The sequence below is a fragment of the Pseudoalteromonas sp. N1230-9 genome, from assembly GCF_032716425.1.
Taxonomy (GTDB): Bacteria; Pseudomonadota; Gammaproteobacteria; order Enterobacterales; family Alteromonadaceae; genus Pseudoalteromonas.
This window is the reverse complement of sequence record NZ_CP090419.1, coordinates 2,931,080-2,946,523: the sequence shown is the minus strand read 5'-3', so window position 1 is coordinate 2,946,523 and position 15,444 is coordinate 2,931,080. Positions and strand designations below refer to the sequence as shown.

Here is a 15,444-nt window from a genome sequence, read left to right as displayed (position 1 = left end):
TTGACTCTAATTTTATAAACGTCTTAAGAAGAAAATTTGGGAATTAAAATTTAAAAAAAGCCCTAAATACTGCTTTTGTATTAGGGCTGAGCACGTTAATGAACTGCAATTTCATCAATATATAAAGGAAGTTTAGGGATCTGAATATCCTGAGATTTCTTGCTATTGATAGCGATCACTTTTAAAAAGCGTAATGTTGTCGGCTGAAAAGATAACACCGACATAGGGCCTTGCGGTGAGGTTACTTTTGCCAGTGTTGTCCATTGCTGCTTATCATCAGAGCCGAGAATGACTATTTCTGTTGGCGGATGCAACTGACGGTGACGACCACTGTTATAGCCTAATTGCACTTGTTTAACTAAAGTCGGTGATTCAAAATCAATAATGGCCTCAAGATCGGTGTCATAAAAAATAGCGTAATCTTCGACACTATAGAACTGATCAAATGCAAACTGACCATCTTGCAATTTATGCGCTGATTGCTCAGCTGCAGGGTAAGTTAGGGTGATGCTTTTACCCAGTGCTAGGTGAGGGCTAAGTGTAAGGCGTGCATCGCCAATAAGTTGCCCTTGTGATTTCACATAGCTACGAGCACGGACTTGGGTGTTTGATTGAATCGTGATAGGTGCTTGATACTTATTAGAGGCTAAAGTGGGTTCGCTGCCATCAAGCGTATAATAAATAGCGGTATCTGCGATATCAGTGGTTATAGTGACAAGTAGTTTATTGTTTTGCACAGTGCTGCTAATAATCGGTTTATAGCTACTTTTAGCGGTATTGATATGCATTTTTTGATAGCGCTTTAATAAGCGAGGTAAGCGATTTTGACTATAATCATGCCATGATTTACTTTCTTTGTTTGACCACAAGGTTTCACTCAGCGCACTGAGTCTAGGGAATAGCATGTATTCAGCATGACGCGGTGTTTTTATATACTCAGTCCAGAGTGCGCCTTGAGCACCTATAATGTATTCGCGCTGCTGTGAAGTTAAATGGCTAGGTTCAGGGTCGTATTGGTAGACATTTTTTAAACTCGATAGTCCATGAATTGCTTTGGGTTCATCAAGGTTACGAGATTGATAGGCATCAAAATAGATATACTGGTATGGGCTCATAATGACTTGATGTTCCATTTTTGCTGCTTGCACGCCTCCTTCGGTTCCTCGCCAAGACATGATGACAGCATCATCTGCAACTCCACCTTCTAAAATTTCATCCCAGCCGATGACTGTTTTATCAAGATCTTGCACTATTTTAGCAACTCGCTTAATAAAGTAGCTTTGTACTTGCTCTGGTGTAGTGAGGTCATGTTGCTGCATTAATTTTTTCACAACGGGGCTTTCTAACCATTGTTTTTTTATTACTTCATCACCCCCTATATGGATGTATTTACTAGGGAAAAGTGCTGCTACTTCTTTGTAAACGACAGATAAAAACTCAAACACATCCTCGCGAGGGCATAACACGTCTTCAAAAATACCAAATTGTGCTTGTACGTCGACAGCCTGCTGGTGGCAAGACATCTCAGGATAAGCAGCCAGTAATGCCGTGCTGTGCCCTGGAATATCTATCTCAGGGATCACCTCGATGTGACGTGCTTTAGCATACTCTATGACTTCTTTGATTTGTGCTTTTGTATAGAAACCTGAAACGCTTTGATTATCAAACAAAGGTTTGTAATCATAAGTATGACCAACAACAGTATGAGGGCGTGTAGCGCCTATTTCTGTAAGCTTAGGGTATGCATCTATGGCTATACGCCAGCCTTGATCATCGGTTAGATGCCATTGAAAAACATTAAACTTATGCATTGCGAGCCAATCAATGTATTGTTTTACAAAGCTCACATCAAAGAAATGGCGGCTGACATCTAAATGCATACCACGATAAGTAAAGCGAGGTTCGTCGAGTATTTCTGCATTGGTAATGAGCCAGCTTCGTTGGTTTATTGGCATACGCGATTCTATTTCAATGGGGAGCAGTTGCCTGAGTGATTGCATTGCCCAAAATAACCCCTTTGTTGTGCTGGCTTTTATTTCAATAAAACCACTTCTTACTATTAATTGATAACCTTCCTCAGCCACTACTGAGTCGGTAATGTTAAAAGCGATGGTGTTTTTCATCGTATTTTTTGCGTGTGATACAGGTAATTCATAGCCGGTTGGTGGGCGTAGAAACTCAGCAAGTTGTAGAGCCACTTGTTTTGCATCTTGGTGGTTATAGCTAATCTGTGTGTTGTGCATTAAGTGAAAGTGATCTTCACCATATTGGCTGCTTGTTGGCTTTGGTGTGATGTTAGCGCTGACATAATAAGGAGCTAATAGCAGAATGAATAACACAAAGCTGCTTCGCAAGTATTGGTAAAAAGCATTTTTAATCATTGTTATTTCCTAAGAAAAGCCCGCATTTGCGGGCTTGGATAAACTAATCAGCACTGGGCATAGTGCAAATTAGCAAGGGGTAGGTTAAAAATTAAGGGTTAACGAAGCACTAATGGTTCGGCCTAAAATAGGACGCGCGTAGTAATAGTCGAAACCAGCTTGAACATCGTTAATGGCACGCGGATTACCTTCAGTTAAGCCTAACTCGTCAGTTAGGTTGGTTACTTTTAAATGAACGGCAGCGCTGTCATTAAAGCGATAATTAACGCCCATATCGACGGTTGTGTAAGCAGGGAGTTCAAACTTATTCTCGCCATCTGAATAACGTTCACCTAAGTGGTGTACGGTTAAATAAACATCACCATCATCAAAATAATAGGTGGGAGTTAAACGTAGCTGAATTTTTGGTGTACGTTTAACTTGCTTGCCTTCCCAATGTTTAAAAGCACCGGTGAAGCCTTCCATTTTAGGATCTTGCAACACACCCGTTAAATCCAGTTGGATGTTTTCGTGTGCTTGCCAAACGGCTTCAAATTCAATACCGTCGGTGACGGTATCGATAGTTTGATTAGCCACTTCACCATTACTACCGGTAAAGTTACGCTCTACTAGGTCATTGAACTTTGTTCTAAATAAAGTTACAGACGCGCCGAGTGTGTCGCCAGAATAGCGCCCACCAAACTCACTGAAGGTAAGGTTTACACTGTCATTAAAGTCTGCATCAATTCCGGCATGTATATTTTGTCCATAGCTCATTAAGCGTGGCATCTCAAACGCATCTGCATAGCGGCCAAACATTGAGACACTGTCAGAAAATTTATAGTTGAAGCCAATCGTCCATGCTGTTTCAGTTTCATCGCGGGTTTTTGATAAGTAGTTGTTCGAGGGGGTATCAACATAGTTATTGGCAAGGTTGTTATCAACGTCATTGCCATTGGCATCGAAAGCACCATCCACTGGCACGGCAAACTGGGTTGCTGATGCGGTACTATCCAATTCTAACCACTCAATACGAATGCCCCCGTCAATACGAAGACTATCTGTGGCTTGAAATTGCTCATTGATAAACAGTGAGTGTGATGTGCTTGTACCAAATGCAGTGGCTTGGCCCCAGCCAAGTGCATAGCCTGTTGAACCATTGTCGGTTAACTGACCGACCACTTGCTGGTTGTCATCCAGAGCAACAATATCAAGAAGTCGTGCATTATCTTTCACTTCAGTTAAGAACTGTGACTCCCATTTATCAACGGGTAGCGAGTTTGCATCAACGTATGCGAATAGCCAGCCCATAGTGAGTGTGTGGCGATCACCTTCGTAAGTAAAATTGAGTTTATTGACGAATTGCTCGGCATCATATCGTGAATAAAGTGGATAGCTTGTGGTCACTAAACCATTGCCGTTTAAGTTTGTTACATCGTTGAGTATTTCGCCTGTATCAACATATTGATATTTAGCTGCAACAGCGCCGTCAGCTGCAAATTGGTCGAGCATGGAGAGTACATCTTGTTGACCAAGTCTATCGTTGGCATTTACTAAAGTGGAGTTATCGAAATTAAGTAGAATGTACATGTCGTTTTCGAAGCTTGAATAACGGCCTGTTGTATTTAACAGCCAACGATCATTTAGTTCCCAATCAAGGTTATAGCCCAAAGTGGTAAACTTAGTATGCTGCCCATCTTTAAGATCGCGTGTTTTGTAGCTACCATCTTCTTGCAGGTAATTTAAAAGGCGTTGGCCATTTCCGATTAAGGTTCCATGCTGTGGATCCACACCTGCGATCCCTTCTGGATTTTTTTGATCTTGTAGAGGAATAGGTACAAAAAACGTGGTGTGATCATTTAAATGCTTGGCAGAGAGTGTAAGTTGGCCTTTATCAAACTCGCGCACAAGGTTTAATCTCAGTTGTCCGCCGTGATCTGCCGTAAATTCTGTATCCCTTACGCCATCAGAGCGACGATAAAAACCACCGACAGACATTTTCCAGTTTTCACTAATAGGTGTGCCATAGAAAAACTCACTGCGGTATAGGCCATAATCCGCCGTAGTTAGGCGAATGGTTGCTTCTTCGACACTATCAGGTTTTCGTGTAATAAAGTTAACCAAGGCTGCAGGCCCATTGGTTGTTAATAGGCCTGATGTACCACCGCGCACAGCTTCCATGTGTTCAATCGTGATGTCTTGGCGTTGATAAAAGTCGACCCACACACCGTCATAAACAACCGGTAAGCCGTCTTCTTCAACACCAATATAACGAAAGCCTTCACCGCCACGTAAGCCCCTTGGAGCCACATTGTTATTGGTTTCACCGCCAGAATCTTCGACCCAAAACCCTGGTACAGTTTCGAGCAAATCGGCGGTACCTAGCGGGGCCTCTCTAGCGAGTTGCTCGGCATCTAGTGTGGTAATTGATACGGATGATTCGAGTTTGGTTTGGCCACGGCCACCACTACCGGTCACGACAATTCGCTCAAGATCGAGAAGTTTTTTCTTTTCTGATGCAGGTTTAGTTTCTTGTTCAGAATTTTGAGCTGCTTGTAGGTTTAAGCTCAAGCAGGCACTTCCGATTGCCAATGCTAGTAAATGCTTTTTATAGCGAGGTGTGTGTTTTTTCATTTTATTCCCTTCATTGTTGTTTTTTATAAAGCAGCAAATGGCTGCTTTAAATCTATTAACGAATGAAGGGATATTTTTGGGAATAACTTCTAAGGTAAAATTGAATGTTTAAAAAACTTAATTAAATCAATATTAAAATCAGTTGGTTTTATGGCTGCCTCAAGGTTCTCATGGCAACGACTGTTCGCAAGGTCTATATCATGTACTTCTGTATAGCGAGAATGTTTTGCATTGTAGAACACTTTAACTTGCGGCTTTAATGGACTTGTCGGGTTACTATGTGTAACCACAGCTAATTTTTGGCTTTCCAATTTAACTAAAGTACCGACAGGATGAATGCCAATACATTGGATAAATTTAGTCACTAAATCACCATCAAAGCTATCAGGGCATCCATCTTTGAGTATTTTGAATGCTTTAATCGGCTCCATACCTGCTTTGTAAACCCGTTCGGCGGTGAGGGCATCATATACATCGACGATTGAAGCCATACGCACATATAAGCTCAATTCATCGGCATGTTTACCAAAAGGATAGCCGCTGCCGTCTAAGCGTTCATGATGAAAAGCTGCAATTTCAACCGCTATTCCGCTTAGCCCAGACTCCTCGAGGATCTCTTTACTAAAACGGGCATGGTTTTGGATCACTTGGTATTCTTCATCTGTTAATTTTCCAGGCTTATTAAGAATGTTATCTGGAATATTAATTTTGCCAATATCATGCAGCAGGGCACCTGTTGCTATCTCTTGAATGATGTCTCTATCAATACCTAAGTGTTTAGCAAAAATACTAATTAAAATAGACACATTGATTGAATGCTCTAGTAGGTAGGCGTCTTTTTCACGCATACGCGTAATGCAGGCTAGGGCATCTTGGTTACGAAACACTGAGTCTATAAAGCCACTTGCTAGCTCCTGAAATGGCGCAACATCAATTTTATTGCCCGCTCGAATATCATCGAAAGCTTTGCTCTGCAATGACTTGGCTTCAGTGTATAAACTGTTGGCTTTTGTCATTTCCGCACTAACACTGTGTGTCGTGTGCCACGGGTTATGTTGCTCAACTTTTTCAGTCGCAGGTAGGGGGCTGGCTTTTTTCTGCACCACTTTGTTTTCTTCGTTTAAAGTGAGTGTTTTGTCAGGATCAATTTCAACTTCTAGAATGCCAGCTTTTATTAGCTTATCTATACTTCCTTGCGTTTTTACCCAGCCTTGGTTTTTGATGCGGATCTTGCCTGTTTGTTTTGTCACGCTTTGCACAAACATGCCGAGTTTAAGTTGATTGATAGGAAGTGTTTTCAAGGACATTACTTCAAGTTGAATACATTACTATAAAATTAGCAGATATTTCGTATCTGAGTAAATAATAATAAAGGTGAGTTTTTAGGTAATAAGTATGTTTTTTGAACTGAAAGCAGAAAATTTTCAACGGTTTAATGTGGTTTAATAAAAAAGCCCCTACAAAAATTGTAGAGGCTTATAAAATTTAACTAAGAAAGTGTTCTTAAAGTTTACTCGTCATCTTCTACAAGCGTCATAAGTGATGTGTTACCACCTGATGCTGTTGTATCGATACTGATTGTTTTCTCAGTAAGTAAACGTTTGATCAGCGTATCATAGTACTCTGAGCTAATAACCGGCAGTATTGCACCTTTACGTTGTGCTAGCTGCTGGCTGAAGTAGCCTAAACGTGATGAACGAGCTGCAACAACCGCACCTGCAAGGTGAGGGTGCGCTAAGATAGCTTGCAACTGATTAGGCTTAGCAACTTGGAAAACACCTTCAGCAATACCCGTTGAGATAAACTTATCTCTAAACGCAACAGCTTCCTCATAGAACAACTCAGAGGCTACAGTGATTACCGTATTACCCGCAGCAAGTGCTGTGATAATAGAAATTGCCCAGAAGTTAAATGATGTACTCTTATCGGCATAACAAACCACACAACCACGTGGCTCAAGGTGGAGCGTATTAGATTCACCTGTAGGTCCAGGTAATACAGTGTGCTTACGCATGTGCTTTTCAAGGCGGTTAAGCTGCGCACGTGCATCAGCCAATGTTAATGCTAAGTCATCAGCAAGCTCGTCGATGATCTCAACCGTTGCAACTTTTGCTAGTAATTGACGAACAGCAGAAACACGGTCATTTAGTGGTGTCGCACGCCAGATTTTTTCATCGCGTAATGAGTTTTCCATTAACTTAGCAACTTGCTCAGCCGCACCTGAATAGTGGTGAGTGTCTAGCTCATCAGGTGATAGGTTCGTCATTTGTACGTTGTCTGGTGACGCTTTCTCTTTCACAAGACGTTGCAAGTAGTTAGGGCCACCTGCTTTAGGGCCAGTACCTGAAAGGCCACGACCACCGAAAGGTTGAACACCTACGATTGCACCGATCATGTTACGGTTGATGTATACGTTACCTGCACGAGACATCTTTGCTAAGTACTCACAACGCTCTTCAATGCGTGAGTGAACACCCATTGTCAGGCCGTAGCCTGTGCCATTGATTTGATCAATCACATTATCAAGCTCTGAGCCTTTGAAACGAATGATGTGAACGCATGGACCAAATACTTCACGTTTAAGCACAGATAAGTCTTTGATTTCGTACAAACGAGGAGCAAAGAAATAAGCGCCATTCTCGTTGTTATCAGGAATAGCACACTCGTAATGAAGTGTTGCATTGCCTTTAAGATACTCAACGTGTTCATTTAAGTTCTTTAACGCTTTTTCATCGATAACAGGACCGATATCGGTTGAAAGTAGCGAAGGGTCACCAACATGAAGCTCTTTTAACGCACCTTTGATCATCTCAATAATGCCATCAGCAACGTCTTCTTGAATAAACAATACACGTAGCGCAGAACAACGTTGGCCAGCACTTTGGAAACCTGAACTGATCACATCATCAACCACTTGCTCAGGAAGCGCTGTTGAGTCAACGATCATACAGTTTTGACCACCTGTTTCTGCAATTAACGGTACTTGGATATCGTTACGTGCAGCCAGTGTTTGTGAGATTAATGTGCCTGTTTCAGTTGAACCTGTAAACATAACCGCTTGAATACGCTCGTCAGGTACAATTGTTTTACCTACTTCGCTACCACGGGCAATAACAGGTTGCACTACGTGCTCAGGTAAGCCGACAGACAGCATCAGTTCAATCGTACGAAGAGCGATTAAACTTGTTTGCTCAGCTGGTTTTGCAATAACCGTGTTACCAGTCACGATAGCAGCAGCAACTTGACCTAAGAAGATAGCCAGTGGGAAGTTCCATGGGCTGATACATAAGATCACACCACGGGCTTCAAAGCGCTCGTCTTGTGATAATTCTTCTGCACGTGCAGCGTAGTAACGACAGAAGTCAACGGCTTCGCGTACTTCGTCAATACCATCTTGTGCAACTTTACCCGCTTCTTTAATACAAATAGCAACTAGCTCATCGTGGTGGCGCTCTAAAATGTCAGCAACACGGCGTAGCAGGTTTGCACGTTCTTTTACAGGTGTTTGTGACCATGACTCAAATGCTTTTTCTGCATTTTCTAGAAGTGATGTCATATCTTCTGATGTTTGAAGTTTCACATGACCAATAACTTCTTTGTGGTTTGCCGGGTTTTTCACTGGCAATGAACCTTCAGGTACATCGCTTAATTCAATTCGGTGTTCTTCAAACCATGCATCTAAGTTCTCTTTGAATGGAGTAATAACATTAATATCAGTTAAATCCATCCCTTTTGAGTTTGCACGTTCGTCACCGTACAAATCAATTGGCATATTAATTTGTGTATTGAACTTGTTGCGTAAACCTTGCAAAGTTTCAACTGGATCTGGCAGTAATGACTCAACCGGCTTAGAGGTATCAACAATTGCGTTAACGAATGATGAGTTAGCACCGTTTTCTAATAAACGACGCACTAAGTACGCAAGTAAGTCTTCGTGTTGGCCTACCGGTGCGTATACACGACACTGAATTTTTTCTTGTTCAACAATTTGGTCAAACAAAGACTCACCCATGCCATGCAGACGTTGGAATTCAAATCCATCGTGGTCACCTTTAGCAACTTCTAAAATCGTTGCCGCAGTGTAAGCATTGTGTGTTGCAAATTGCGGGTAAAGTACATCGCGGGCTTCTAGTAGTTTGATAGCACATGCTTTGTAAGATACGTCTGTTGTTGCTTTACGTGTGAACACAGGGAAGTGGTCTAAACCATCTTGCTGAGTGGTTTTGATTTCGGTATCCCAATAAGCACCTTTTACGAGGCGAACCATTAGCTTACGGCCCACGCGGCGCGCAAGGTCAGCAACCCATTCAACTACAAAAATAGCGCGCTTTTGGTATGCTTGCACAGCTAAACCAAAGCCATTCCAGTTACCTAGTTCATCATCGCTGAATACGGCTTCGATAATATCTAATGAAATATCTAAACGGTCAGCTTCTTCAGCATCAACAGTGAAGCCGATGTCGTAGCTTTTCGCAGCAAGTGCAAGTTCTTTTAGCTTAGGTACGATTTCTGCCATCACACGTTCACGATGAGTGAACTCATAACGTGGGTGTATTGCAGAAATTTTCACAGAGATACCTGGGCTTTTGATAGGGCCACGGCCATTTGCTGCTTTACCAATTGCGTGGATAGCAGTCATGTAGCTTTGGAAGTAACGCTCTGCATCTTTCATAGTGCGTGCGCCTTCACCTAGCATATCGTACGAATATACGTAGCCTTTTTGTTCTTTATCAGCAGCTCGCTCAATCGCTTCGTCAATGGTACGACCCATTACGAACTGCTTACCCATGATCTTCATCGCGAAGTTCACAGATTTACGAATAACGGGTTCACCTAGACGGCCAATGGTTTTCTTAAGTACACCAAATTGCTGTTCTTTCGATTTGTCGCTGTAGTTAACCATTTTACCGGTTACTAGTAGGCCCCAAGATGATGCGTTCACAAATAAAGAATCGCTGCTACCTAAATGCGAGCTCCAATCACCTTTTGCTAGTTTGTCACGAATAAGTGAGTCTTGAGTCGCTTTGTCTGGTACACGTAAAAGTGCTTCAGCTAAACACATTAGAACCACACCTTCTTCTGTCGAAAGTGAGAATTCGTTTAACAGTGCGTCAACACCGCTTTGACCATCTTGATCGCGACGGATATTTAAAACCATTTGACGGGCACGTTCCCATGCACGGCTTCGTGCTTTTACGCCTACTTCAGCCAGCGGTAAGATATGATCAATAACCGCATTTTCGTCAATACGGTAGAAATCACGGATTTTTTGTCTTATTGGACACTCAGTTGTCAAATCGCCATTAAATAGCATATGTAACCCTCTGGTATGTGGAGTCTAGAAACGCCAAAAAAGCATTTCTTACCATTGATATAATTCGTGCATTCTAATTAAATTCCAGCAGAATATGCTGGTTAAATTTTTCAATTTACGATAATTTACAGGGCATACCTTGAACTTAGCCGCATAAAATTCTGTTATGACCAGCCCGAATCGATTACGCATGTTAGATCGCATTGATTTAGCAATTTTAGACGCTCTGCAAAAAAATGGCAGAATCTCAAACGTAAACCTCGCAAAACAGGTTAATTTGAGCCCGAGCCCGTGTCTTGATCGTGTTAAACGATTAGAACAAGAGGGCTATATTGAAGGCTACTATGCCAAGCTTAACGAAGCTAAGCTTAATCAAAGCTTATTAGCGCATGTGCAGGTGTCTTTGGTTACTTCTAACACCTCTGTTTTTAAAGTTTTCAGAGAGTATATTTTAAATATTCCTCAGGTCGTTGAATGTGACATGGTTGCAGGAGGATATGACTATCTATTGAAAGTGCGTGTCTCTGATATGGACGAATATCGCCAAGTCTTAGGGGATTTAGTCGATATACCTGGGGTTGGCACACATCATACTTATATGGTGATTGAAAAAATTAAACAGGACACAGGGCTTCGATTCGATATTTAATGTAAGGAAACCTACGTGGTTTCCTTTTTTGTATTTTAAAAAGAGACTTCAGTATAAGAGTAAACAGCGAATGTTGGAGTCTCATAAGCCTTCCCATTACCAGCCTAATTGATATTAATTTTAGCGAGTTTTCTTTTCAGAGTCGCAAGCATTGAATCGACAGAACTATCAGCATGACTGAGTCCTTCCATCAGCGTCATAAAGTAAAGGTCAATAATGATATCTGCATCTGTAGGGGTAGCGTCATTATCATTTATCAAGCGTTTCTTAAAAGCATTTAGTTGTGGTTCAAGTTCATTTTGTTGCCACATAATTTCTTTGAACAACTCTCGACTAAATTCTTTTTTCGCCAAGTAAAAAGCATAGAGAAAGCGAGCGTAGTGGTACATTCTATCTGTGGCTGTTGTACTGGTATCTAAACTCTCTGCGGTGCTTAGAATGTCTGTCAGTTCATTTTCAAAGCTGTACTTGAGTATCGCAACCTTAGTCGCAAAGTGACTAAATACGGTGCCATTGGCAACATTGGCTGCCTTTGCAATATCTCGCGTACTCGTTTGATGATAACCCTGCTCTGAAAACAACTGCCATGAGGCTGTTAGTATCTGCTGTTTTGTTTGCTCTTTCTTAGTCACTGCACACTCCAATTTTTATGCTATTTAACCAGAAATTTAAAAAATCTCAATCAAGACTATTGTAAATTGAGCGCGCTCAAGTTTAAAATGAGCGTGCTCAATTAATAAAAGGTTAGCACCATGGACATATTAAAACGCTTTATTGGCTATGTATTATTTTTACCAGGTATTTTCTTTTATAGCTTTATTTTAGGCCCCTTACTTATTGCCGTACTAGTACCAGGGGGGCTGATGTTATTGCTACTTATTTTAGGATATAAAGGGGGCTTTTTAGTGCTTAAGCGAGAAGTGCTTAATACACTTAAGCAAAAATCTCCCTAAAGCAATGTTGGTAGTAAAAGTGGTTAAGTCTAAAAAAAGAAACCCTGCTAAGCAGGGTTTCTTTTTAATCTAAAATGGGAAGTTTAGAACTAAGCCCAGCCGTCATAGCGTTTACGGCGAGACAACATAATCGTTAAAATAATACCCAACAATAAGCCGATAAATGCAATTGCGCCGCCATATGTAAGTAATTGGCGCTTTTCTTTAGCACTGGCTGCTTGTTTAGCATTACGCTCAGACTCGATAGTATTTTTAAGCTTATCGATTTGTGCTGTCAGGGCTTGGTTTTGTTCGTTAAGAGAGCGGTTTTGCTCTTGTAGCTGTGGTAATTCTATTTCGGCTTGACGTAACTGCTCTTGCATTAATGTCATGTCGTTATTCAGCGCTTGAAACTGTTGATGAATACCAGCGTTTTCAGTGATGAACTTTGCTTCTACCCAACCTTCACGCTCTTTATCATCACGAATTTTAAAGTAGCCATTATCTTCACCTGATAATAATTCTACTTGTGTACCTGCATCAACAGAGCCCAAAATACGGTAGTTTTTGCTCGGACCTGAATGCATAAAAGTGTACAGGTTATCGACTATGTAGGCGGTGTTTTCGTTGTTGCTGCTTGGCGCTTCTTCTGCGTAGCTAATAAAAGAGGTGGCCGCAAGGAGCAACCCAAAAATACACTGTTTTAACATCAATCTACCTTGTTAATGTGATCTTGCCGAGAAGTGGCTAAATTTATAATTTCTTTATGTATAGAGATAGTAGGGATTTCAACTATTAATAGCAAGGCTGATATTGTAATCCGTGTATGAGCTTAATCGCAAAAATCAGGAAAAAATTTGCATTAAGTAGCTGCTTTGTTTATTTTGACCACTTATTTATTTTAAATGTACTCCGCAAAGCGAATGGATACTGAGATAGAACTGAAGTTTTTGGTGTCAGATGCCGTTGTTCCACTGATCCCCGCATTAATTACCCAATTTGCAAAAACCGTTACCAACAAACCGTCACGCAGCCTACAAAATGCCTATTACGACACGCCGAGTCGTGAGTTACGTGCACTTGATATAGGCTTACGTACACGCTGCAGCGATACCGACTGTGAGCAAACTATTAAGTTAGCCGGTGAAGTGGTGGGGGGGTTGCATCAACGCCCTGAATATAACTTGCCTCTTGAAGGTAATCGTCCTGATTTATTGGCCTTTGATGCGTCAATCTGGCCTCACGCAATGCAAGTTAATGCGATAGCCGATAACCTTTACCCTATTTTTAGCACTAACTTTATTCGTCGCACGTGGTTAATTGAAACCGATAGCGGCGCTAAAATCGAAGTGGTGTTAGATAAAGGGGAAATAGCGGCCTCTGGTCAGGTTGAACTTATTTCTGAGCTTGAAATTGAGTTATTAGAAGGTAGCCGCCAAGAGTTATTTGCTTTAGCAGATAAGCTGGTCAGTGAAAGTCATGTGCGCTTAGGACTTTATTCAAAGGCTGCGCGTGGTTACCGCCTTGCTGATAACACGCCTTTGAAAGCGAGTAAATCGATAGGCTTTGTACCGCTAAACAGTGGCGCGACACAAGAACAAGCATTAGTGGCAAGCATTAACTATGCTATTCGTTTTGTACAAAAACATGAAGCGTGTTACTTCATTAAACCAAGCTTAAAAACCTTAAAGCGAGTCACGGATGGTATTCGACTTATCCGTCATGCATTTTGGTTATTTGATGATATTGTCAGTAAAGATGATACGGACTCATTACGAGTAGAGCTAAAATGGCTTTTAAGTGAGCTTGCTTGGGTTGAAAATGCTATACAGCTAAAAACCTATACCTCGAAGCGACATGCCTATTACAAAAAGATTAATAGCGCCCCTGAGCTGACTCAAGTCATCAACGATTTAAAAGAATTACAGCCAAGTATTGAAGATGTACAAGAACTGTTTCACAGCAAGCGATACAATCGTTTGTTGTTGCAACTTACAACATGGCTAATTGAAAAACAGTGGCGTAAATCATGGGGCCAAGCGGAGTTTCAAGCCGCAGAAAAACCGGTTGCTGAAATCGCTAAGCGTTTATTTGCCAAAGACTGGCACGATATGCACGAGCTTATTCCTGAGCAGCAAGTGTTTACAGATAAAGACTATTTATCACTTAGAACTCGCCTTGAAAATTCACTATTAAGTGGTAACTGCTTGGGTGCCCTATTTAATACTGATGATAGAAATGAGTTTCGAATTCCATGGTTAGATATCTCCCACGGTATTTATGAGCTTAGTACACTTGATTATTTAAAACAGCTATGCGCAGGTCAAGATGATCAAGAGCTTGCTAAAATTCAGGCTTGGTTAGATCAGAAATCTGACTTTTTGGTCAGTGCAATGGAGCAAAGCCGTCACGCGTCTTTCAATACTGATCCATATTGGTTGTAAGCCTGTGCCTGTTTGCCTATGGATAGGGTTAGCGATGTTGAGTATATCGGCATTTGCTAACTCAACCGAATGGCAAACTTACAAACAGCAAGATGGCATAAGCGTCACTTACAAAACGCATCAAAACGGTATTATAGAAATAAGTGCCTCGGTGCTGGTAAAAAATGCGAAAGCCCATGACTTTATGGTGCTATTGAGCGATACTGACAATGCGCCTGATTGGCTCGAAAATGTGAAAAGTGTCACCTTAATGGAGCGTTTAAGCCCTTCTGAAACGCTTGTGTACACACACTTTAATTCGCCTTGGCCTGTTTCAGATCGCGATTTGGTTAGCTATTCGTGTTACCACCGTCTGAGTGAGCACAAAACTGAGCTTAAAATTATTAGTCAGCCCCATGCAAAACCGGCAGTAAATGGTGTAGTGCGTATTAAAGATTTAACCGCTTTTTGGCGCTTAACACATCAGCAAAATGACTTACTGGTTAGTCATCAAGCTTATGCAGACCCTGCGGGTTCTATTCCACATTGGTTGAGTAACAAGGTATCATTAAAAAGTGTGTTTGAGACCTTACAGTCACTACGTAAGGAGCTCAGCTATAATAGGTTTACGCGCCTAAACACACCAAGCGTGCCTGGGAAGTGTGCTTCTTGAAGGCATAATACCTTTTATTAGTCTATTTAGTCGTAGGAAGAAAATGAAAGAGCCAAAAATTCCCTTGGTGAACAAACCAAATGGTATTGGGGTAGGGCGTGTTTTAAAAGCCACCAAATGCTCAATCAAAGGCTTTAAAGCTGCATTTAAAGAAGAATCTGCATTTCGCACTGAAACCTATTTAGGCCTGGTATTATTTCCGTTATCAGTGTTGCTTGCCCAATCATTAAGCCATTGGCTGATGCTATTTATTCCTTACTTATTATTGTTGATAGTTGAGCTACTCAACTCAGCAATAGAGGCGCTGACTGATAGAGTCGGTATTGAGTACCATGTATTGTCGGGGCGAGCTAAAGATATGGCCTCAGCGGCAGTGACGTTGGCATTAATTATTTTGCTACTGGTTTGGGCAGTGGCAATTTATGAAAAGATAATGATGCAGTTTTAAACAAAAAAAGC

11 protein-coding genes are annotated in these 15,444 nt (G+C 41.3%); 5 read left to right on the top strand and 6 right to left on the bottom strand.

Annotated features, from left to right (window positions below; translation table 11 throughout):
* Positions 1-95 precede the first annotated feature (95 nt).
* The 4 genes from LY624_RS13675 to putA form a co-directional block, all read right to left on the bottom strand.
* The gene (locus LY624_RS13675) at positions 96-2,381 is read right to left on the bottom strand and encodes a beta-N-acetylhexosaminidase (RefSeq protein WP_341803216.1); all 2,286 of its coding nucleotides are present in this window, start codon (positions 2,379-2,381) and stop codon (positions 96-98) included.
* A gap of 84 nt (positions 2,382-2,465) precedes the next feature.
* The gene (locus LY624_RS13670) at positions 2,466-4,994 is read right to left on the bottom strand and encodes a TonB-dependent receptor (RefSeq protein ID WP_341803215.1); all 2,529 of its coding nucleotides are present in this window, start codon (positions 4,992-4,994) and stop codon (positions 2,466-2,468) included.
* An 89-nt stretch (positions 4,995-5,083) separates the two neighbouring features.
* Positions 5,084-6,295 (bottom strand): HD-GYP domain-containing protein, encoded by a 1,212-nt coding sequence (locus LY624_RS13665; protein WP_341803214.1) that lies wholly within the window; start codon positions 6,293-6,295, stop codon positions 5,084-5,086.
* A 209-nt stretch (positions 6,296-6,504) separates the two neighbouring features.
* Positions 6,505-10,308 carry a bifunctional proline dehydrogenase/L-glutamate gamma-semialdehyde dehydrogenase PutA gene (putA, locus tag LY624_RS13660; RefSeq protein WP_237119919.1) on the bottom strand — a complete coding sequence of 1,268 codons (3,804 nt, stop codon included), beginning with the start codon at positions 10,306-10,308 and terminating at the stop codon, positions 6,505-6,507.
* A gap of 166 nt (positions 10,309-10,474) precedes the next feature.
* On the opposite strand from putA, the gene LY624_RS13655 reads away from it, so the two are divergent.
* Positions 10,475-10,957: a winged helix-turn-helix transcriptional regulator gene (locus tag LY624_RS13655; protein ID WP_062568774.1), complete on the top strand. Its 483-nt coding sequence runs from the start codon at positions 10,475-10,477 to the stop codon at positions 10,955-10,957.
* A 104-nt stretch (positions 10,958-11,061) separates the two neighbouring features.
* Here the strand turns inward: LY624_RS13655 and LY624_RS13650 are convergent, their stop codons facing one another.
* Positions 11,062-11,589, bottom strand: a complete 528-nt coding sequence (locus LY624_RS13650; protein WP_165381448.1) for a TetR family transcriptional regulator — start codon at positions 11,587-11,589, stop codon at positions 11,062-11,064.
* Positions 11,590-11,709: 120 nt separating this feature from the next.
* Between LY624_RS13650 and LY624_RS13645 the strand changes: the two genes are divergently transcribed.
* Positions 11,710-11,910: a hypothetical protein gene (locus LY624_RS13645; RefSeq protein ID WP_062568776.1), complete on the top strand. Its 201-nt coding sequence runs from the start codon at positions 11,710-11,712 to the stop codon at positions 11,908-11,910.
* An 89-nt stretch (positions 11,911-11,999) separates the two neighbouring features.
* Here the strand turns inward: LY624_RS13645 and LY624_RS13640 are convergent, their stop codons facing one another.
* The gene (locus LY624_RS13640; RefSeq protein WP_062568777.1) at positions 12,000-12,599 is read right to left on the bottom strand and encodes a TIGR04211 family SH3 domain-containing protein; all 600 of its coding nucleotides are present in this window, start codon (positions 12,597-12,599) and stop codon (positions 12,000-12,002) included.
* A 213-nt stretch (positions 12,600-12,812) separates the two neighbouring features.
* Here LY624_RS13640 and LY624_RS13635 point away from each other — a divergent pair, with 213 nt between their 5' ends.
* The 3 genes from LY624_RS13635 to LY624_RS13625 are packed head-to-tail and all read left to right on the top strand — an operon-like array spanning position 12,813 to position 15,433.
* Positions 12,813-14,333, top strand: coding sequence for a CYTH and CHAD domain-containing protein (locus LY624_RS13635; RefSeq protein ID WP_130149525.1), 1,521 nt, complete (start codon positions 12,813-12,815; stop codon positions 14,331-14,333).
* 34 nt (positions 14,334-14,367) lie between these two features.
* The gene (locus LY624_RS13630; RefSeq protein ID WP_341803213.1) at positions 14,368-14,985 is read left to right on the top strand and encodes an START domain-containing protein; all 618 of its coding nucleotides are present in this window, start codon (positions 14,368-14,370) and stop codon (positions 14,983-14,985) included.
* A gap of 43 nt (positions 14,986-15,028) precedes the next feature.
* Positions 15,029-15,433 carry a diacylglycerol kinase gene (locus LY624_RS13625; protein WP_130149527.1) on the top strand — a complete coding sequence of 135 codons (405 nt, stop codon included), beginning with the start codon at positions 15,029-15,031 and terminating at the stop codon, positions 15,431-15,433.
* Positions 15,434-15,444: the final 11 nt, after the last annotated feature.

Bases quoted from the DNA above. Each gene is read 5' to 3' on its own strand.
- LY624_RS13675 (WP_341803216.1), bottom strand. From the start codon at position 2,381: ATGATTAAAAATGCTTTTTACCAATACTTGCGAAGCAGCTTTGTGTTA.
- LY624_RS13670 (WP_341803215.1), bottom strand. From the start codon at position 4,994: ATGAAAAAACACACACCTCGCTATAAAAAGCATTTACTAGCATTGGCA.
- putA (WP_237119919.1), bottom strand. From the start codon at position 10,308: ATGCTATTTAATGGCGATTTGACAACTGAGTGTCCAATAAGACAAAAA.
- LY624_RS13655 (WP_062568774.1), top strand. From the start codon at position 10,475: ATGACCAGCCCGAATCGATTACGCATGTTAGATCGCATTGATTTAGCA.
- LY624_RS13645 (WP_062568776.1), top strand. From the start codon at position 11,710: ATGGACATATTAAAACGCTTTATTGGCTATGTATTATTTTTACCAGGT.
- LY624_RS13640 (WP_062568777.1), bottom strand. From the start codon at position 12,599: ATGTTAAAACAGTGTATTTTTGGGTTGCTCCTTGCGGCCACCTCTTTT.
- LY624_RS13635 (WP_130149525.1), top strand. From the start codon at position 12,813: ATGGATACTGAGATAGAACTGAAGTTTTTGGTGTCAGATGCCGTTGTT.
- LY624_RS13630 (WP_341803213.1), top strand. From the start codon at position 14,368: ATGTTGAGTATATCGGCATTTGCTAACTCAACCGAATGGCAAACTTAC.
- LY624_RS13625 (WP_130149527.1), top strand. From the start codon at position 15,029: ATGAAAGAGCCAAAAATTCCCTTGGTGAACAAACCAAATGGTATTGGG.